Origin of the sequence: Streptomyces beihaiensis (assembly GCF_026274175.1) — a bacterium.
In the GTDB taxonomy this organism is placed as follows: Bacteria; Actinomycetota; Actinomycetes; order Streptomycetales; family Streptomycetaceae; genus Streptomyces; species Streptomyces beihaiensis.
This window is the reverse complement of sequence record NZ_JAPHNL010000033.1, coordinates 1-17,560: the sequence shown is the minus strand read 5'-3', so window position 1 is coordinate 17,560 and position 17,560 is coordinate 1. Positions and strand designations below refer to the sequence as shown.

The 17,560-nt window shown below is 68.8% G+C and carries 17 protein-coding genes and 2 pseudogenes; 11 read left to right on the top strand and 8 right to left on the bottom strand.

Annotated features, from left to right (window positions below):
* Nucleotides 1-43 precede the first annotated feature (43 nt).
* Nucleotides 44-289 (bottom strand): annotated as a pseudogene (locus OFY01_RS04795) (site-specific integrase); the annotation flags it as partial.
* A 202-nt stretch (nucleotides 290-491) separates the two neighbouring features.
* Here OFY01_RS04795 and OFY01_RS04790 point away from each other — a divergent pair.
* Nucleotides 492-752, top strand: coding sequence for a hypothetical protein (locus tag OFY01_RS04790; RefSeq protein WP_266596592.1), 261 nt, complete (start codon nucleotides 492-494; stop codon nucleotides 750-752).
* 236 nt (nucleotides 753-988) lie between these two features.
* Here the strand turns inward: OFY01_RS04790 and OFY01_RS04785 are convergent, their stop codons facing one another.
* Nucleotides 989-1,264, bottom strand: a complete 276-nt coding sequence (locus OFY01_RS04785; RefSeq protein ID WP_266596590.1) for a hypothetical protein — start codon at nucleotides 1,262-1,264, stop codon at nucleotides 989-991.
* A 137-nt stretch (nucleotides 1,265-1,401) separates the two neighbouring features.
* Between OFY01_RS04785 and OFY01_RS04780 the strand changes: the two genes are divergently transcribed.
* The 4 genes from OFY01_RS04780 to OFY01_RS04765 all read left to right on the top strand — a co-directional run bounded on the left by OFY01_RS04780 (nucleotide 1,402) and on the right by OFY01_RS04765 (nucleotide 5,996).
* A complete protein-coding gene (locus OFY01_RS04780) occupies nucleotides 1,402-1,776 on the top strand; it encodes a hypothetical protein (protein WP_266596588.1) in 375 nt (124 codons plus the stop codon).
* Nucleotides 1,773-3,080: a WXG100-like domain-containing protein gene (locus tag OFY01_RS04775; protein ID WP_266596586.1), complete on the top strand. Its 1,308-nt coding sequence runs from the start codon at nucleotides 1,773-1,775 to the stop codon at nucleotides 3,078-3,080. The genes OFY01_RS04780 and OFY01_RS04775 overlap by 4 nt, the downstream gene beginning before the upstream one ends.
* Nucleotides 3,077-3,964: a hypothetical protein gene (locus tag OFY01_RS04770; protein WP_266596584.1), complete on the top strand. Its 888-nt coding sequence runs from the start codon at nucleotides 3,077-3,079 to the stop codon at nucleotides 3,962-3,964. Before OFY01_RS04775 ends, OFY01_RS04770 begins: the two co-directional genes overlap by 4 nt.
* Before the next feature lie 559 nt (nucleotides 3,965-4,523).
* Entirely contained in the window at nucleotides 4,524-5,996 is a 1,473-nt protein-coding gene (locus tag OFY01_RS04765; protein WP_266596583.1) for an AAA family ATPase, read from the top strand.
* A gap of 87 nt (nucleotides 5,997-6,083) precedes the next feature.
* On the opposite strand, the gene OFY01_RS04760 is transcribed toward OFY01_RS04765, so the two are convergent.
* On the bottom strand, nucleotides 6,084-6,260 hold the full coding sequence (locus tag OFY01_RS04760; RefSeq protein ID WP_266596582.1) for a hypothetical protein: 177 nt from the start codon (nucleotides 6,258-6,260) through the stop codon (nucleotides 6,084-6,086).
* A 214-nt stretch (nucleotides 6,261-6,474) separates the two neighbouring features.
* Here OFY01_RS04760 and OFY01_RS04755 point away from each other — a divergent pair, with 214 nt between their 5' ends.
* The 5 genes and pseudogenes from OFY01_RS04755 to OFY01_RS04735 form a co-directional block, all read left to right on the top strand.
* Nucleotides 6,475-8,319 (top strand): PE-PGRS family protein, encoded by a 1,845-nt coding sequence (locus OFY01_RS04755; RefSeq protein WP_266596580.1) that lies wholly within the window; start codon nucleotides 6,475-6,477, stop codon nucleotides 8,317-8,319.
* A 39-nt stretch (nucleotides 8,320-8,358) separates the two neighbouring features.
* Entirely contained in the window at nucleotides 8,359-8,895 is a 537-nt protein-coding gene (locus OFY01_RS04750; RefSeq protein ID WP_266596578.1) for a hypothetical protein, read from the top strand.
* Entirely contained in the window at nucleotides 8,892-9,434 is a 543-nt protein-coding gene (locus tag OFY01_RS04745; RefSeq protein ID WP_266596577.1) for an SMI1/KNR4 family protein, read from the top strand. Before OFY01_RS04750 ends, OFY01_RS04745 begins: the two co-directional genes overlap by 4 nt.
* A 105-nt stretch (nucleotides 9,435-9,539) precedes the next feature.
* Nucleotides 9,540-9,977 (top strand): hypothetical protein, encoded by a 438-nt coding sequence (locus OFY01_RS04740; RefSeq protein ID WP_266596576.1) that lies wholly within the window; start codon nucleotides 9,540-9,542, stop codon nucleotides 9,975-9,977.
* A gap of 430 nt (nucleotides 9,978-10,407) precedes the next feature.
* Nucleotides 10,408-10,623, top strand: a pseudogene (locus OFY01_RS04735) (DUF234 domain-containing protein); the annotation flags it as partial.
* Between the two features lie 286 nt (nucleotides 10,624-10,909).
* On the opposite strand, the gene OFY01_RS04730 reads toward OFY01_RS04735, so the two are convergent.
* The 3 genes from OFY01_RS04730 to OFY01_RS04715 all read right to left on the bottom strand — a co-directional run bounded on the left by OFY01_RS04730 (nucleotide 10,910) and on the right by OFY01_RS04715 (nucleotide 13,790).
* On the bottom strand, nucleotides 10,910-11,287 hold the full coding sequence (locus tag OFY01_RS04730; protein ID WP_266596574.1) for a nuclear transport factor 2 family protein: 378 nt from the start codon (nucleotides 11,285-11,287) through the stop codon (nucleotides 10,910-10,912).
* 399 nt (nucleotides 11,288-11,686) lie between these two features.
* Complete coding sequence (locus OFY01_RS32365; protein WP_323135475.1) at nucleotides 11,687-12,892, bottom strand: VOC family protein; 1,206 nt, start codon at nucleotides 12,890-12,892, stop codon at nucleotides 11,687-11,689.
* 4 nt (nucleotides 12,893-12,896) lie between these two features.
* Complete coding sequence (locus OFY01_RS04715; RefSeq protein WP_266596572.1) at nucleotides 12,897-13,790, bottom strand: ketopantoate reductase family protein; 894 nt, start codon at nucleotides 13,788-13,790, stop codon at nucleotides 12,897-12,899.
* Between the two features lie 573 nt (nucleotides 13,791-14,363).
* Between OFY01_RS04715 and OFY01_RS04710 the strand changes: the two genes are divergently transcribed.
* Complete coding sequence (locus OFY01_RS04710; RefSeq protein WP_266596570.1) at nucleotides 14,364-15,266, top strand: LysR family transcriptional regulator; 903 nt, start codon at nucleotides 14,364-14,366, stop codon at nucleotides 15,264-15,266.
* 19 nt (nucleotides 15,267-15,285) lie between these two features.
* Here OFY01_RS04710 and OFY01_RS04705 read toward each other — a convergent pair whose 3' ends face one another.
* Both OFY01_RS04705 and OFY01_RS04700 read right to left on the bottom strand, forming a co-directional pair.
* On the bottom strand, nucleotides 15,286-15,819 hold the full coding sequence (locus OFY01_RS04705) for a DUF2231 domain-containing protein (RefSeq protein WP_266596568.1): 534 nt from the start codon (nucleotides 15,817-15,819) through the stop codon (nucleotides 15,286-15,288).
* 308 nt (nucleotides 15,820-16,127) lie between these two features.
* Nucleotides 16,128-17,276, bottom strand: coding sequence for a helix-turn-helix domain-containing protein (locus tag OFY01_RS04700; protein WP_266596567.1), 1,149 nt, complete (start codon nucleotides 17,274-17,276; stop codon nucleotides 16,128-16,130).
* Between the last annotated feature and the right edge of the window lie 284 nt (nucleotides 17,277-17,560).

Genomic DNA, 17,560 nt, shown 5'->3' with positions numbered 1-17,560 from the left:
GAAGGGCCCCACCGTTCGCGGTGGGGCCCTTCGACGTTGTCCTCTAACCCTCGTTGTCCTGGTTTTTGTCCACAGTGGCCGTTCCCGGGGGTTCCCAGATGGCGTCGGCGATCTTCCGCGCCACATCTTTGAGCATGGCGTCCGGCACATGCAGGCACCTCGCCCGCATGCTCGCGGAGGTGCCCGGCTCCCACCCCATGATCTGATCGATGTCGCGATCCGGGACACCGAGCAGCATGAGCACGGTGGCAGCCGTATGCCTGGCGTCGTGCAGCCGGGCGTTCCGCACCGCCGTACACCCTCAAGGCATCATCAACCGCATACACTACGGGCCATCAGCCCCAGACAGCTTCCGACGCGAACGCCATGGCACTCTGCTGACCGGCCGGAGGTGTTGTATGCCGCTGCCCGCTGCCTCACAACGGCTGTGCGACCACATGCGTACCCGCTGGCCCCGGGCAGGGGGCGTCCGCATACAGGCCCTACGCGTCGTGGAGCACGGCAGCGGCCCTTCCCGCCGCGTCCATGTCGAGAGCGACCTGACTGAGACCCTCCCGGCCCCTGGCGCCACGCCACGGAAATGGCTCTTCACCCTCGACTTCACCGAAGATGCGGCCCATCTGCTGGACACCACACCGGACGACGACGGCCTGTCGACGGCCGGGGCGATCATCACCGCGAACATCACCGAGTGGTGGGATCTCAAAGACACCGAACCGGCCACTGCCGCACTGGCCGTGCGCGTGAACTGACCAGCGGGCTGCGGCGTTCACATCACACACCCTGCACGGCAGATACTCAACGTGATGATGGATGTCAACGGGAACCCGTTCGGCTCCGGAGGAGCAACAGCCACCGCGCCAGTCCCCGACCCCACTCAGATGGGCATCAGGAACGTACTCCTGCCACTCCTGCTCGGCCACGGCCAACTCGGCCTGAACCTGGTCGGCCTCCTCTCGCAGCTCGTCCGCGCCGAGGAGCAGCAAGGTCAGAAACCAGGAGATGAATTCAGCCGCTTCGAGGGCCGCGTGATCGGGCAGGCCGATGCCGTCCTTGGGGTGGCACCAGGCGCTGCGTCGGGCACGTCGTCGGCACGGGTGTAGGTGAAGTGCAGGCTCGGGCCCCGAACCTCGCTGGCCACGTAGCCGGACCAGGATGTGCGGGCGTGAACTTCGCAGTTGCTGAGCGACACCGACCAGGTCTCGCCGTCTTGTGGGGCGATGTAGAAGCTGGTGATGACCTGCGCAGCTTCGTCGGGGATCATGGCGCATCTCCTCTCACGCTTTACCGGCCTTGATCGGAACTTTGCGCTCTCTTGGCTGAGGTCGCAGTCGCACACTCTGTCGATCAACTAGCGTCGATGGGCCGAACTGCGGACTCAATGGGGGAGGGGACGCCGCCATGGCCGAACCGGGCGACGGCAAGATACTCGACATCAAGATCCACGATCTCAAAGCGACGGCTCCTCATTTCCACACGCACAGCCACGACCTCGCCACGGCACTCACCAAACTGAAGACCGCGCTCGCTGCCGCCGGTTCACCGTGGGGAGACGACAGGCAGGGCCACGACTTCCACAAGGTCTACGGCCCAAACGTCCACAAGATCGAGCACGCCGCGTCGATCCTCGCCGAGGGACTGCAGAGCATCCACGACGCGATGGCCGACATGGCCGACGGCCACATCGACAACGAGAAACTCGTCCGCTCGATGTTCAGCAAGGTCCACGTCCAAGGACACGAAGGAGGCAGCGACGGCGGGGGCAACGCCAAGTGAGCGCCGCCGACAAGGCGAAGAAGATCGTCAAAGACATGACCGGCATGTGGTGGCCGGACGCCGACGAGGGCGGTCTGCGGGACGCCGCCAAGGCGTGGCGGCATTTCGCCGACGACCTCGAGGACGTGACAGCCGCCGCGAACAAGTCGGCCCGTTCGATCATCACGCACAACAAGGGCGAGGCGATATCCGCCTTCGACGACCCGTACTGGCGCCGCTACTACTACGACGGCCGCGGCTGGCTCCAGGACATGATCGACGGATCCCGCGACATGGCCAAGGCCCTCGACGCGTACGCCGACACAGTGCACCACGCGGTCAAGAAGCTCGAACACGAGCTGGAGATCGTCGGCGCCACGATCGTGGCCGGCACAGCCCTGGCCATCTTCACCGCCGGCATATCCGAAGCCGCTGCCGCCACGGCAACGGCGGCCGTTGTCGACATGGCCGCCACACTCGGTGTGACCGTCTCCACCGAGATCGCCACCATCGCGGGCACCACCCTGGCCACCGCCGCCCTCGCAGGCATCGAATCCGTCACCGTCGACCTGGCCGTCACACAGCCCGTCGCCATGGCCACCGGTGAGAGCAAGGGCTACAACCTCGACGAGGCACACCAGGCCCTGCTCTACGGCGCCCTCACCGGCGGAGCCCTCGGCGGAGGAGGCGCCGCGATCCGCGGAATACGCAACGCCGGCGGCATGGCCAGCTTCTTCGACGGCATCGATGTCGGCCTCGGAGGGCCCCGCATGGCACTCGCGGGCATACCGGAGGACCTTGCGGCCGGTGACCGTGCGGCGATGCGCGTGGGCGGGCAGACGGGAGGAGAGGCCGCCGGTGCTGGGGAAGGAGGTGCCGGAAAGGGTCCTTGGCCAACGACTTCCACAGTCGAAGGCCCCGCAGCCGGCAAGGAGCTCAAACCACCAAACTCCCGCCATACGATCGGGGGAGCGGCCCGCGGAGAAGTCAAGGCGGAAAACAGCGTTGTCCTACGCGGCTACGAGCAGCACATCAACAAGGACGTCGCTGACATTGCGGCCGGAAAGGGAACGTTCGACGCGGATACGAACCGCTACGAGGTCAACGGACGCACGTACGGTGTAGAGCCGTCCGGACGTGTCTACCCGGACAGTGGCGAGGGCATCGCCAAGCTCGACCGGAACGAGTACGCGGCCCTTCAGCAGATCTCGAAAGCCAAGGGTGATATCAATGCCGCGCCACAACTGACCCACGCGCCGCGCTTCGTCAACAACCCCGAAGCCGTCCAGAAAGCCCTGGCCATCTACAACGGGACCTATTCATGACCTACAACCTTCTGACGGATCGGCTGCTTCCCCACGAGACAGTTGTGCAGGCCCTCGCCAAGTGCCTTGGTGTGAACGAGAACGCGGTGGACGTCGGCGACGACACCATCGATCCGGCCCTGCGGAACTGGGACGCACAAGTCCTGTGCGAAGCAACCCTCACTGAAGGTGACGTCTCGATGAGCCTGGACATCGACGTTCAGGAATCAGTGGCTTCTCACCCCGCCGAAGCCGTGCTTGCTCGCGCCTTCGCACAGGCAACAGACACTCTCGTCCTCTTCCCCGCGGAGGAGGCCCCGCCCAGCGCGTACTGGCTGGCCGACGCCGAAGGCACCCTGACCCGGGCCAGGCTCGAGCCCTCCGACGACGAGATTCCCGTCTACGCGATCACTGCGGTGGAGTCACCCGTGACGCGGCTGCCCCGCACCCCCGTCACACGCTTCGAGGAAATCGTCCGTGAACAGAGCGCAACGCAGGTAGCCGCCCCTCTCGCCGATCGCTTCGCCGAGCATCTGCGCGCGCTTCATCCCGAAGCTCCCGACGCCGCGGGCAGCCCGTCCTGGTACGCCCGCACCCGACTCGCAGCGTGGGAGAAGTTCGTCCGGCAGATGGCCGACGCCTGGGCGCCATCCGGCTGGTACCCGCCTGACTTCTACCGAGAGCGCCTCGAGTCGCGCGACACACTGGAAGAACTCGTCCATCAAGAACCGCAGGACGCATCAGACCTGCTCCGTCTCGCGCTGACCCCACTGGACCAACGTTTCCAAGAACTGACGATCGAGGACCCCACAAACGCGCTCGCCTCGGAACTCCTCGGATCAACTCAGGCAGCAGAGGCACGCGGCTGGTGGTGGAAGCGCCGCCCCGATCCACTGCCATGGTGAGGAACGACGAGAGCGCCGAAAGCTGCAGCTGATCACGCAGGCCATCGAGATCGGTTACGCAACGGCCCTACAACACGTACGCGACGGCGACTTCGACGGCAACATCCAGGAGTGGCGACCCGGCCTGTTCGAGGAGCAAGCCGCACCTTGGAAGCCAGAACGAAGACCCTCCGTGGTCTCAGTTCTGGTCTCATTCACCGGCGTACGGCGCCGTTCGGAAGCCCCGCCCGAACCAGCTGCACCGCAGGTCAGGACGTTGCCGTACGCCCCAGAACCCCCAGACGAACATTTGGAAAGCGTGTTGGGGGCACCCCCTCACGAGTTCGAATCTCGTATCCTTCGCAGCCGCCTGAACAGGCGAAACGAAGACCCCGGACCGCTCCAGCGGCCGGGGTCTTCGGCATGCCCTGGTCTCAGCTTCGGTCTCATTTACCTGCAACATTCGCGACATTTCTCGCGATGCGCCAGGACACCCTTGGGGGCGGCGAGCGCAGGGCCGGTGAGTCGCTAGAAGTAGGAGTACGTTTTATGTAGACGCACTTCTATATCTGGAGCACTCGTGGACAAGCCTACCGAGATGTTCGACCGGGATTACGAGTGGTCGGCGCTGAGCCGGTTCATCACCGATCCGCAGCCCGGCGCGACTCTGGGCGTGGTCTCCGGCCGCCGCCGCCAGGGCAAGACGTTCCTGCTTGATGCCGCCTGCCGTGCCGCCGGAGGGTTCTACTTCGGTGCGACCGAGGCCGCCGATGCCGAGTCGCTACGGCGGATCAGCGCAGCGCTGACCGCGCACGTCCGCCCCGCGAGCCCGTTCCACTTCGCCAACTGGGCAGAGGCCGTCGACGCTCTGCTCGCGCTTGGCGCCGAGCGGCCAGTCCCCGTGGTGATCGACGAGTTTCCATACCTCGCCAAGGCCAACCCCGAGCTGCCCTCGATCATCCAAGAGGCGTTGCGGCCTCTGCGTGACCAGCGCACCGGCTCCCGTACCCGGCTGCTGCTGTGCGGCTCGGCACTGTCCTTCATGGGCCGGCTGCTTTCAGGCAACGCCCCTCTGCGGGGACGGGCGGGGCTGGAGCTGGTCGTCCGCCCCCTCGATCACCGCCTCGCCGCCGAGTTCTGGGGCATCACCGACCCCCACTTGGCCGTGAAGGTGAACGCGATCGTGGGCGGGACCCCGGCCTATCGGCGCGAATTCGCACGCGGCGACACGCCAAAAGGGCCGGATGACTTCGACGACTGGGTCGTCCGCACCGTCCTCAACCCCGAAACCCCCCTCTTCCGCGAGGCCCGCTATCTGCTGGCCGAAGAACCCGACCTTCGCGACACCGCCCTGTACCTGTCCGTCCTGGCCGCCGTCGCCGACGGCAACGCCACACGCGGGGGCATGGCCGGCTACCTGGAACGCAAGGCCACCGACATCGCCCACCCCATCAACGTCCTCGAAGACGCGGGCCTGCTGCACCGGGACGCGGACGCCTTCCGCGACAACCGACCCACCTACCGCATCGCCGAACCGCTGATCGGCTTCTACCACGCGATCATGCGACCGGTCTGGGACCAGCTCGAACGCCCGGGCAGCGCGGCACGGGTCTGGCAGGCCAGCCGTCGCCGCTTCGTCAGCAACGTCCTCGGGCCCCACTTCGAGCAGGTCTGCCGGGACTGGGCCCTGCATCACGCCGACCCCGAACTGCTCGGCGGTCTGCCGGCCCGCGTTGGACACGGTGTCGTTCACGACCCCAAGGCCCGTACCGGCCACGAGGTCGACGTGGCGGTCATCGGAATCGCAGATGGCACCAAGCCACCCCTGCTGGCCATCGGCGAGGCCAAGTGGAACGACACCATGGGCGCTGCCCACATCGAACGTCTCCGGCACGTCCGCGACCTCATCACGCTGGCAGGCCGATACGACACCACGAATACACAGCTCTTGTGCTTCAGCGGAGCCGGATTCAACGACATGGCGCACGCTGCACCGGCGGCGGACCCGGACATCCGGTTGATCGACCTGGCGACCCTCTACAACCAGGTCTGACGCATGCCTACGCATCGGTGATCATCGGGGACACAATGGTGAGGGCCACCCTGCCCTCGGCGTTGCGGCACACCGCGTGCAGCCCCTTCAACAGGGAGGTGAAGCGTTGTCAGTTGTCCGCTCCACCAAGGTTCCCGAATGACGCAGAGCACCATCAGCGAGATAAAGACGCTCCCGCACGTCTCCGAGACCGAAGGCATCGATCAGCCCTCCGAGCACGCTGTCGGCGATATCGCTTCGGGCCGCCACGGTGGCGTCAACCACCCCACGGACGATACGCGAGCACACCCCACCAGAGCACGACGATCACTGGCCGTAGAGGAAAACGACCGTCGTGATGGGTGACAGGAGTGCACTGGGTGAACTGCTTCATCGCGCCGGCCTGGAGGTAGTCGGCCACGGCCGAGTCTCCGATGCGCGGCCCGCACCGGCCGCCTGGCGGCCGGTGATCGCAGGGAACGCAGAGCCCACGCTCGCTGTGCCGAACGACCATCCCGACCTGGTCGCCGAGTCGAACCAGCAGTGGCACCGGCTCGCTGTCGAGCACGACGTGATCAATACGGACGGAGAGTTCCTGATCAGCGTCGCCAACCAGGGCTGCACCTGCGGTGAACACGGCCACTGGACCCGAGTGCGGCTGGCGGAGCACTGGGATCTCGCCGGGCTTCTCGGCCCGAGGGCGGGCCAACCGGAATTCGTGGCGATGTCCCTCGACGGAGAGAGTGTCCTGGGCGCCACCACCGAGGAGTACGCGGTCTGGTTCGTCGCCATCGCCCCTTTCACCGACTGGCTGGAGTCGTCGGCACAGGCCCGGGCTGCGGAGAGCCCGGAGGAGCGGGAGGCCAACTGGAACACCGTCCTGCGGTGGAAGACTGCCTCCGCCGGGCTGCAGGGAGCATGGCGTGACGGGCTGGCCAGAAACCGCTTCGCGTCTTCGTCCGTGCTGCTCCGTCTCCTCGACATCGCTCCCGAGGAGCGGCTCCCGTCCTGGCTCATCTATCGGGAACTCCCCGAAGACGTGGTCGCGGCCTGGGTCGCGCACCCCGAGTGGCGGGTACGCAAACCGTTGGCAGAGCGATGGCTACTCAACGCCGAGCAACGCGCCGAACTCTTCCACGACCCTGAGCCCCACCACCGGTGGATCCTCCTCACATGCGCAGTGGACAACCGAGCAGCGCTCACCGCCGCGACGTACGCCCAGCTCGCCGCCGATCCCAGCCCGCGCGTGCGCGCCGAACTGGCCCTCCACCGCGATCTGCCGGTGCGGCATCTAGCCGCGCTCGCCGCCGACCCGGACCCCCAGGTACGCAAGGTGGCCGCCCCACGTGCCTGGATGCACCTGGCCCCTTCGGCGCAGGCAGCCCTCCTCGCAGACCCGGATGCCGAGGTGCGAACCGAAGCCTTCCTGCAGTACCACTGTTCCGTCCCGCTCTCGGCGGCCGACTTCGCCGAACTCCCCAGCGACGATGCGCGAGAACGCGCTGCCCGTACCTGCCTTCTCGCCCGTGAGCTGGCCGAAGATCTGGTCCACGGCACCGAGACCGTTCTGCGCAGCGCCACCGCCCAGAACCCGAACCTGGACACCGACTTGGTGGCCCTGCTCGGCCGGGACCCGGAGCCCAACGTTCGCTGGCTGGTCTCCATCCGCCCGGACCTCACCGAAGCGGAACGCTCCCGAATAGCCGTCGAGTTCGACCCCAGCGCCCGCTGCAATCCTCTCCCGTGGGTCCGGGACCTGGAGGACGACGAGGAGGCCATGCGCCGCTGCGCCACCTCCACGCACGTGATGCTCCGCCGCAGCGCCGCGTGCGCGAAGAACCTGCCACCCGACGTGGTCGACCTGCTGGCGCACGACAAGGACTGGGTCGTCCGGCTCTTCCTGGCGGAACACTGTGCCCAGGCCCCGGCCGACGTACTGCTGGAGATGGCGCGGAGCTGGAACGGCTACTCGGCCGCACGGATGATCGAGCACCCCAACTTCCCCCGACAGGGAACCCTGCGCTACGCGGACGATCCCAACCCCCGTACGCGCGAGCTCGCTCTCCTCGATCCGAAGTCGACCTCCGAGCTGGTGGAACGGTTCAGCATGGACACGGACTCAGGTGTCCGCTGGCGCGCCCTGCGCGACCAGCGCCTGTCCGCCGCATCCGTGATCCGAATGCTCGACGACCCCCACCACGGCATACGGGACGAGGCAGCCGCCGACCCGCGCCTGCCCACCCGTGTCCTGGCCGCCCTCCTGCACGACACCGCGACCGCAGCCGGCGCCGCCGCCAACCCCGCCATCCCCGAAGCCGTCATGCACCACCTGCTGGACCGGTAACTGAACGCACTGTCGGTACCCACCGTTATGTTCGGGGCCGTGGCCAACTCCTACACCGTGCTGTGGACCAATGACCTGTGCCGTGCATTGATACGCGGAGGTTTCAGGGGGCAGCGCCCGACGGCGCTGTTCGGCGGACCCCATCAGTCGCGTCCGAGCTTCCGGCGTGCTGGCGTCGCGCCCGGCGACCGGATCTTCGCTGTCCGGGCCTGGCGGACTGCGCTGTACCCGGTCTGCTCGATGGAGGTCCAGCGAATCGTCGACTACGACAGGGCGGGTGCGGAACTGGCCGACGAGGACTATCCCAAGCTGATCCACTGGCGCCCGTTGAAGAGCGGCTGCCTCTCCGAGGTCGTGCTGGGGCCGCCCGGCAGCCCGCTCAGGTTCGACCGACCGCTGCCCGGGAACCACCTGGAACACCTCACGTTCACCTCGCGACGGGGCGAGCGGAAGCTCAAGTACGTCGAGGACGGTCGGCTCCTGCGGGCACTGAGCCTGCAGGGGATCTACCGGCTCGCACCTGAGTCCGCAGACGTCATCGACCGGCATCTCGCCAGCGAAGGGGCGGTTGCATGAACAACCTGTCCGAACTCCTGCTGCGCGTGCGTGACCGCGCTGAGCAGGAGACAGAAGTCCTTACCCCGTGCGTCAGCGAACAGGACATCGCCGACGCCGAGCAGGTACTCGGCTTCAGCCTGCCGCCGCTGCTCCGCCTTCTGTACCTTCAGGTTGCCAACGGCGGCTTCGGCCCTGACTACACCCTTCTGCCACTTGTCGGCGACGGGCGAACCGCCGTGGCCGAGTACGGGCCGCTCCGGACGACTCACTCGGAATACTGGCCGCGCAGTGTGCTGCCGATCCTGGACTGGGGCTGCGGCATGTACGCCGCTGTCGACTGCCTGGCCCCCGACGCTCCCGTTCTCCTCTTCGAGCCGAACGCCGGCCCTGACGAATGGGCCGACGCGTGGTTCCTGGACTCGCCGTCCTTGGCCCGATGGCTGACCTCCTGGCTGGACGGGACCGGCTGGTGGGAGGAGGAGGTCATGATGCCCGAGGACGGGCTGCAACCGACGCCCTGGCTCGACGCCGCACGCCGCCTCGCAGCGAGCGTCTGAAGAGTCTCACGAGACGTTGACCAGCAAGAGGAGTGAGAGAGGGGTCATCGGTTGGTGCCAACCACACGACTGCGGCTTTTCGCAGACTACTTCCAGTTGCACGTGATGGACGAGGACGCGGAAGACGATCTGGGCGAGGCGTGGACGAAGGAGGCGGTGTCGGACGCCCTCGCCGTATCGGAGCAGACGCTCGGCATCGGCACTGAGGTCAACACGCACGTCGCGGTGACGGTCGAGCTGCTCGACCATCCGCCGGGTGACGACAGCGACGCCTTCGACCACGTGGTGGAAGCGAGCATCAAGGTGCCTACCGGCCGCATCGCGGTTCTGGGCTGCACCGACTACCTACCGGACGCTGCGCGCTTCGAAGTCCCCAAGGGCTTCGTGCGGGTCCGTGCGTCGCGGGCGAACCTGGAAAACGTCCGCCAGTCAGGCGAGGAAGGGTACGACGCCCCCGAGGCCGTTGAGCAGGTATACCTCCGGATCTGGCCGGCCACCTACAGCATCCCCGCCGTAATCAAGCGATGGACAACTGCCGGCTGACCGCCAGAAGGGTGCAGTCCGGGTTGCATTCAATTCTGTTCAAGGGGGTTCGAAGAGGCCGAGACCAGACGCTGTGCCGCAGGTCAGAACAGGGGCGAACCCGGCTGGACACACGGGCGAACAGTTGGAAAGCGTGTTGGGGGCAACCCCTCGCGAGTTCGAATCTCGTATCCTCCGCCAGTGCCTCACCGGGCACGATGTCGAAGCTCCACCGTTCGCGGTGGGGCCCTTCGACGTGTCTGGTCGCGGGTTTGCTCACAGTTGCTGTGATCGGGCCCGAGTGGACCCCGGCGAACAGGGCCAGCAGACACGCGCGGGCCGCCTCGCAGTGCTCGGCAGCCGCCCACCTCGATGCCAGTGGTCGTCGTTACCGTTGGGACTACGGAGCGTTTCTGGCACGACGGAGCAGGTGAGGCTCGCGTTCGTGGACCCGCGCATGGGGGAGATCGAGCGGATGCGGGGAGACCTCACGCTGAGCCGGATCAAGGAGCAGTGGACGAGCCGGCGGGGGCGTGCGATCGAACCCCTCGTCCGGGAATCCCTCGCCCGGCTCCTGCCGGACGGGCTGCTGCCCGCCGCCCCCGCGATCGGCGGGTACTGGACGCGCAGCAACGACGTCGAGATCGACCGGATGGGCGCGGACCGGAACCGGTGGCCAAGGAGCGTGATCAGCGGCTGGACTCTCGTGGTCGCGGTTCTGGTTGCGTTCGACTCCGTCCGCACCCGTTCGCGCGGAGGCGTCTGAGCGGCCCCGCCACAGGTCAGGACAGATGTGGCTCCCGCTGTACGGGCGTACGAACCTGCGGAACGCGTGGCGGGGGCAGCCTTCACGCGTTCGACTCTCGGTATCCTCCACCGGGGCCGCGAGACCCGGCTGTGCGGCGCTCCGGGGGAGGAGAAGGGCATCATCCCCTCAGGAGGCGGCCATCCGCTCAGGAGGCGGCCGGCTCGATCTCCCCCGCAAAGACGATGATTTGGTCGATGAGGCTGCGCCGCAGATGGACGACGTCGGTTCCCGCCAGGCGGGGGCCTCCATCCGGCGTGGTGAAGACCCACTGATACCGGGCCCACTCGCCAGGCATGTCCACCGCTGAGCAGCGCACCATCGTGCCCGTCCCCGCCGGGTGGCGCCGGATGTCCAGGACTAACCGCTCGACCGCCGCGATTCCCTCGCTGCGACCCAACGGCCCCCAGAAGACCACGTCTGAGGTCAGGGCCTGGGAGAGCAGGGCAGTCACATAGCTGTCGTCCGAGGCGTTGAACGCGGAGATGAACGTGTCGATCGCGGAACGTGCCGTCTCTTCCTGCATGCCCCAGTAATACCAGCCGATGCGCGTGCGCCCGTCCCGCGAGCCGCCTTCCGATCACGGGGGCCCGGCCCGCGTACAGCCAGCAGGTCCAGCCGGTACGGCTCCACACGGCCGTGCGAGACTGCCGCACGAGAGAGCCGCACGAGAGATAGGTCGCAAGCGCATCGGGGGGCCGTTCACCTTCGTTCGCCACCATCGTTCTGTTTTTGTTTCTACTGCAGGGGATCTTGTGGCTCACGTGCGCCGTTCTCGGTGTACATGGCTTGCTGCTTGGGCGTATGCCCGGGAAATGGCTACAGCGCCACGTTCGACAGCCGAGACTCTGGGGAGCAGGCGCGCTGCCTGTCGCGTGCGGAGGTTTCAAGCACGCATCGGTGGTCGTGGTCGGGATCGGCCTCATCATCCTGGCTCATGTCGTTCGGCTCGTTCGGCCGAGGCCGTGATCACGTGGAGCCGATGAACGTGTGCCGGCGCGGAGTCGTAGGTGCTGATCTCGATCAGATTGCCGTCCGGATCACGCACGTAGGTGCTGGTGAAGGGGCCCTGCGCGCCGGTGCGCGGGACCGGTCCCTCCAGGACGGGTACTCCGCAGGCGGCCAGGTGGGCCAGGATCTGTTCCTGGGAGGTGTCGGTGACCAGGCACAGGTCGGCGCTGCCCGGGGTGGGGTGCGTGGCGCGGGGGAGGAGTTCGCGGCCCGCCTCATGGAGGTTGATCTTGCTGGTGCCGAAGGTCAGTGCGCGGCGTCCCTCGCCGAACGAGACCTCGCGCATGCCCAGGGTGCGCCGGTAGAAGTCCACGGTCCTTTCGATGTCGGCGACGGTCAGTACGAGGTGGTCAAGGCCGGTGACCCGGATGCCCGGTCCGGGTTGCGCGTAACGGCCCAGCCGCTGCTCGCAGGCGTCCCACGCAGGTGCGGAGAGCAGGTCGCGCGCGTGGGTGAACAGATGGTGCAGGTACGCGCCGTAGCGGGCGGCGAGTTCGGTGTTGTGCGACAGGACGTCGAGTTCGTTGGCGACGGTGATCTCGACGAAGGCGCGCACGTCCGCTTCCGGCGGGGTGTGCTCACGGCCCGTGAAGCGGTCGCGGAAGACCACCGGCCGCTCGCCCGCCAGCCGCGGATACACGACGCCGCGGTCGCAGCTCGCGTAGAGGTGGACGAGGGCCTCCGCCCGTTCGCCGATCGCCCCGGAGAGCAGCGTGCGCTCGTCGGTGCCCATCAGGGCGTGGTCGAATCCGTCGGTCCCGTACATCGCGTGACACAGTCCGGCGGCCTGCACGTCCGGATCGGCGCCCCATTCGGCCAGCAGATGGGTGACGCGGTCGAGGTGGTCGAGGAGTGTGCCGCCGGGGTGCTCGGTCTCGCCCGCGCCCCGGGCGCGAAGAAGGTCCCAAGCGCGGGAGAGGTCCCGAGTGCCGGAGAGGTCCCGGGTCCGGGAGAGGCCCCGGGTCCGGGAGACGTCCTGGGCACGGGAGACGTCCTGGGCACGGGAGACGTCCTGGGCTCGGGAGAGGTCCTGGGTGGTGGGGCGTGTCGCCGCGGGGTCCGGGACGCGCCCTTGTGCGTCGTCCGTGGATCGCCAGGAGGGTACGGGTCGCCGCCGCATCGGGTCAGGCCTCCCGGACCGTCAGGCGCGTGACCTCGTCCACCAGCCGGGCCGTGGCCGGGACGTCGATGTGGTGGGCGGCCGCGGTCCTCAGGACCGCTCCGCCGATGGCGTCGACTTCGAGCGGGCGTCCGGCGTCGGCGTCACGCTGCATCGAGGACCTCATAGTGGGCGGGACGCGGTCGAAGAAGGACAGCACCGCCTCGGTCGTCACCGGCGCGCCGACAGCGCGGGCCACCGCGGTGATCTCACCGAGCACGGCGAGCAGTTCCGGGCGGCGGTCGCCTCGGATGGTTCCGACGTCCGCGCGATGGCGGGTGGTGAGCAGGGCGAGCGGGGCGAGGAAGGCGAGCTTGTCCCAGAGCATCGCCGTCTCGTCGTCTCGAAGGTCCACGCCGAGTCCGGCGTGCCGCAGACGAGCCGCGAACTCGTCCAGGGGGCCGGCCAGTTCGATGTTGGTGAAGGGGCTGGAGTGGCTGATGCGTCCCGGCGCGACGCGGGTGGCTTCGACCTTGATGGTGCCGGCGACGACGTTCGCCGAGGGACAGCGCTCGCGCAGTACGCCGAGGTGCTCGAAGCCGTTGAGCAACGGGATCACGACCGCCGTACCGAGGGTGGCCGCGGGAACGCGGTCGAGCGCCTCGTCCAAGGCGGTCTGCTTGACCGTCACGAACATGGCGTCGACCGGCTCCCGCAACCGCGTGTCCGCCTCCACCGCCGCGGTGAAGTCCCCGTACTGGACGCTTTCGACGCGCAGACCGTGGCGGTTCAGCGTGGCGGCGGTCGCCTCGCCTGCCAGGCAGACGACGCGGTGACCGTCACGGGCGAGCAGTGCGCCGATCAGACCCCCGACACCGCCGGGTCCCAGAATGGCCACTGTCAGCGGGGCTTGGTTCATGTGCTGCACTCCTGTCGTCATTGCGCTCCTTCGGGGCTCGGGGGCCTCGGGGGGCGGGCGGAGGATCGGGGGCTCGGGGTCTCCGGGGCTCGGGGGCACGGGGACCTGGGGACACGGGGACACGGGGACACGGGGTCCAGGGCCCCGGAGACCCGCGAACCCGGGGACACGGGGACACGGGGACTCGGGAACCTGGGGCCCCGGAGACCCGGGAACCCAGGGGCACGCGATCCGGGAACTCCGGAACCCGGGGGGCACGGGGGTCCAGGGCCCCGGAGACCCCGGCCCCCGGCCCCCGGCCCCCGGGCGACCTCTGGCGGGCTCGGAAGGTCCATTCAACCGGGTGGTGGGACGGACCAATAAGGGAACAGGTGCGCCCGGACCGCGGTGTGTCTTCCGAAGGCCGGCGCGGGACGGGTCGGCACCCGCCAAGCGCTCACCGCACCGCGTCCGGATCGGGTGAGTGCCCTGCGGGTTGCCGCCCTGGGCCCTGCCGCCATGATCCGGCGCCCCCAAGACCCAAGTCAATCAACGGTTTTGCTGGCACCCACCCAAGCGATAGCTTGGCTCCTCATGACCCTTGACGATCTCCGCGTCTTCAGCGTCGTCTGCCGGGCAGGTTCCTTGAGCGGGGCCGCCCGAGAGCTGTCCTGCACCCAGTCGGCGGTCAGCCAGCACGTCAAGCGGCTGGAGCGGGAGCTGGCGCTGAGCCTGCTGGACCGCCACACCCGGGGCGTGGTGCCCACCCCGGCCGGACACATACTGCACGCCGCGATCACCGAGGGCCTCGGCAGCATCGACCACGCCCTGCGCCGACTTGAGGAGCTCGCGCGCGCCGAGGGCGGATCGGTGCGGGTCACGACCGGGGCCACGACGGTCCGGCACTTCATGTCCGCGGCTGTCGTGGACTTCCGGCGGCGTCATCCCCGGGCCAGCCTCGAGTTCCAGACCGAGACCTCCAGCCGCGGCTGCTACGACGCGCTCTCCGCCGGTGGCGTCGACCTCGCCTGGGTCACCCTGAGGCCCACGGACCGCGCCGTGGAGCAACGGCCCGTCGTCGAAATCCCCTGGGCGCTCGCCGTTTCGGTGTCCGACCCGCTGGCGGGCAGAGACCGCGTCGAGCCGGGCGACCTGCAGGACGCCCGGCTCATCGGGCTCCCGCGGAACTCCACCTCGCGCCTGCAACTCGGCGCGTGGCTCGCGGAGGCCGGCGTCCGGCCGGTGTTCGACACCAGCGTCGCCGACTGGGACACGGCGATCCTGCTGGCCGAACTGGGACTCGGGGTCGCCGTCGTGCCGGCCCTGCCCGCCTGGAGCGGGCCTGGCCACCCGGACCTGCGGCTGGTCCCCATCCCCGCGCTCCCCGCGCTCGCCGCCGGGTGGGCGGTACGCCGCTGGGACGCCCTCTCCCCGCTGGCCCAGGCGTTCGCCGCGACCGTAGCGCACCACTGCGACCGGCAGACTGTCCGGAAATAGACGCTGCCGCGATGTGCCGTCAGTCGTGGTCGGCGCCGCTCGACGCCGTCTTGGAGAAGCCGTCGTGCCACGCGGCCTTGGCTCCCGAGTCGCCGACGCGGTAGACGTCGACGACCGCTCCCACGGAGACGGCGAGCGCCAGCACGGTGGCGGCGATGCGCATCGGGACGGCCGGTGCACGGGTGGCGGCCGGGGCGTCGGAGCCGGTCGTGGCGTCGGGGCCGGTGTCGGCGGCGCGGCGGGTGACCCACCAGACGCCGACGGCCACCAGGAACAGTCCACCGGCCCAGGGCAGGAGCCCGTCGCCGAGCGAGGCATGCCGTCGCACCAGCGCGTCGCTGCCCACGTGCCTCTCGAGCCACTCGCCCGCCTGTGTGGTCAGCGGGACGCTCGCGAGGGTGACCAGGGCGAGCAACGGCAGCACGATCCCCATGCGCCGCGCCACGACCGGCCAGATCGCGCATGCCACCAGCGCGAGTGCGGTAAGGGGGACGAGCACGACGACGAAGTGCACGAGCAGAACGTGCGCGGGCAGGCCGTTGACCAGACTCACCGGGAAACTCCTCCATCAGGTTGCGCAACATGTCGATCAGGACGCGTCACGTTGGCACAGGAAGTTCTCAGCGGGCTCTGAGCACACGGTGCGCACGGGGCTCACCGGGCGCGCAGGGTTGGTTTTGCGTCATCGCGGCCGCTGTGACACGACGGTCACGCGGGCAGGCGTCCTGAACGCCTGTTCCGCCGGGACCGGCCCGGCGGAACAGGCACCCTGGATCTGCCCGGCGGAACAGGCCACCGGACCTGCCCGGCGGAACAGGCTTCCAGGGTCTGCCCGGCGGAACAGGCCCCAGGGCCGGCCCGTCAGAGGAGGCCCGCCCGAGCCGCCTGGATCCCCGCCTGGAAGCGGGTCCGGGCTCCCAGGGTCTCCATCACCTCGTGCACCCAGCGCTGCACCGTGCGCGGGGACACCCCGAGTTGGCGGGCGATACTGTCGTCCGTCAGACCGGCGGAGAGCAGCGTGAGCAGCTTCCGGCGGCGTTCGCCCACCGTGCGGGAGGTTCCGGGCGCGTCGGTGGCGCCGGATGCGGACGGTACGCGTACCGCGCGGTGCCAGTACATGTCGAACATCGCGACGAGGGCTTCGAGGAGCGAGGGCGCCCGCATGAACAGGGCGCCGCGAAGCTCCGAGCCGGTCGAGACGGGAAGCATGGCCCAGGTGTCGTCGACCAAGGCGAGTTTGCAGGGCAGACCCGGCAGCATGCGGGCCTCCTCGCCCGCTTCGACGAACTCGTGGATCTCCTTCATGCGGCCGGGCGCGCCGAGCGACTCGGCCTCGTAGACCACGCGGACCTGAACACCTCTGTCCAGCATGGGCAGTTCGAGGTCGGCGTCGGCGCGTGCCACGTGCGGCGGCTTGTCGAAGATGAGCATGCGGCGGCGGGCCCCTTCCTGCATGCCGCGCCAGCGCTCCGCGATGGCCTCCCGTCCCGTCACCACCTCCAACAGATCGTCGACCGGGTGCTGTTGGGCGCTGTGGTACGTACGCATCAGCTCCCCGATACGGCCCCGCGTACGGCACAACTCCTCCTCGCGGCGGAGCAGAAGCGCCTGGACCGCGATGTCCGGCGCGACGGCGGACCAGCACGCCGGGGCGCCCGGCTCACGCTGGACGAGGCCGTGTGCGGCGAGTGACTCCAGTGCGGCCAGCGCCTGTTCGCGCCCGAGGGCGAGATCGGTGCGCAGGTCGTCCGTGCTCCGGCCGGGGCGGGCCAGGATGTGCAGGTACAGCCGTTCCGCGCCCTCGGGCACGCCGAGCGCGACGAGCAGGCCCTCGGCCGCGGGAGCGTGGGCGGAGTCGGAGACAGAGGCGGGCGCGGAGGCGGAGGCGGAGGCGGGCGCGGAGGCGGAGGGCGAGGCGGGCGCGGGTGCCGTGGCGGTGACGGTGGCGGTGGCGGTGGCGGTGGCGGGTGCCGTGGCGGTGACGGTGGCGGGTGTCGAGTGGGGGAGCATGCTGGTCGCCTTTCCCGAGCGGTGCTGTGGGGAGCCGTGGGGGCGGTGGTGCTGCGGGCTGCGGGGCCGTGCAGGAGCGCGTACCGGAGTGGAGGGCCGATGTCCATCCCGGGCGGGCAAGGTGTCATGTTCCCGCCATGACAGGTTTCCGAACACGCCTTTCCCTAGAAGCCGTTGGGGCCGCGGCACCACTATGAGTCCGCTCCATGTGGACCCCACAAGACGCCACCCCCCACAACATCCCCCACTCCACCCCCCACTTCACCCCCCACTTCACCCCCCAC

What these genes read in the sequence shown, in the direction of transcription:
- OFY01_RS04785 (WP_266596590.1), bottom strand. Translation starts at nt 1,264, where the DNA reads ATGATCCCCGACGAAGCTGCGCAGGTCATCACCAGCTTCTACATCGCC.
- OFY01_RS04780 (WP_266596588.1), top strand. Translation starts at nt 1,402, where the DNA reads ATGGCCGAACCGGGCGACGGCAAGATACTCGACATCAAGATCCACGAT.
- OFY01_RS04770 (WP_266596584.1), top strand. Translation starts at nt 3,077, where the DNA reads ATGACCTACAACCTTCTGACGGATCGGCTGCTTCCCCACGAGACAGTT.
- OFY01_RS04745 (WP_266596577.1), top strand. Translation starts at nt 8,892, where the DNA reads ATGAACAACCTGTCCGAACTCCTGCTGCGCGTGCGTGACCGCGCTGAG.
- OFY01_RS04740 (WP_266596576.1), top strand. Translation starts at nt 9,540, where the DNA reads ATGGACGAGGACGCGGAAGACGATCTGGGCGAGGCGTGGACGAAGGAG.
- OFY01_RS04730 (WP_266596574.1), bottom strand. Translation starts at nt 11,287, where the DNA reads ATGCAGGAAGAGACGGCACGTTCCGCGATCGACACGTTCATCTCCGCG.
- OFY01_RS32365 (WP_323135475.1), bottom strand. Translation starts at nt 12,892, where the DNA reads ATGCGGCGGCGACCCGTACCCTCCTGGCGATCCACGGACGACGCACAA.
- OFY01_RS04715 (WP_266596572.1), bottom strand. Translation starts at nt 13,790, where the DNA reads ATGAACCAAGCCCCGCTGACAGTGGCCATTCTGGGACCCGGCGGTGTC.
- OFY01_RS04710 (WP_266596570.1), top strand. Translation starts at nt 14,364, where the DNA reads ATGACCCTTGACGATCTCCGCGTCTTCAGCGTCGTCTGCCGGGCAGGT.
- OFY01_RS04700 (WP_266596567.1), bottom strand. Translation starts at nt 17,276, where the DNA reads ATGCTCCCCCACTCGACACCCGCCACCGTCACCGCCACGGCACCCGCC.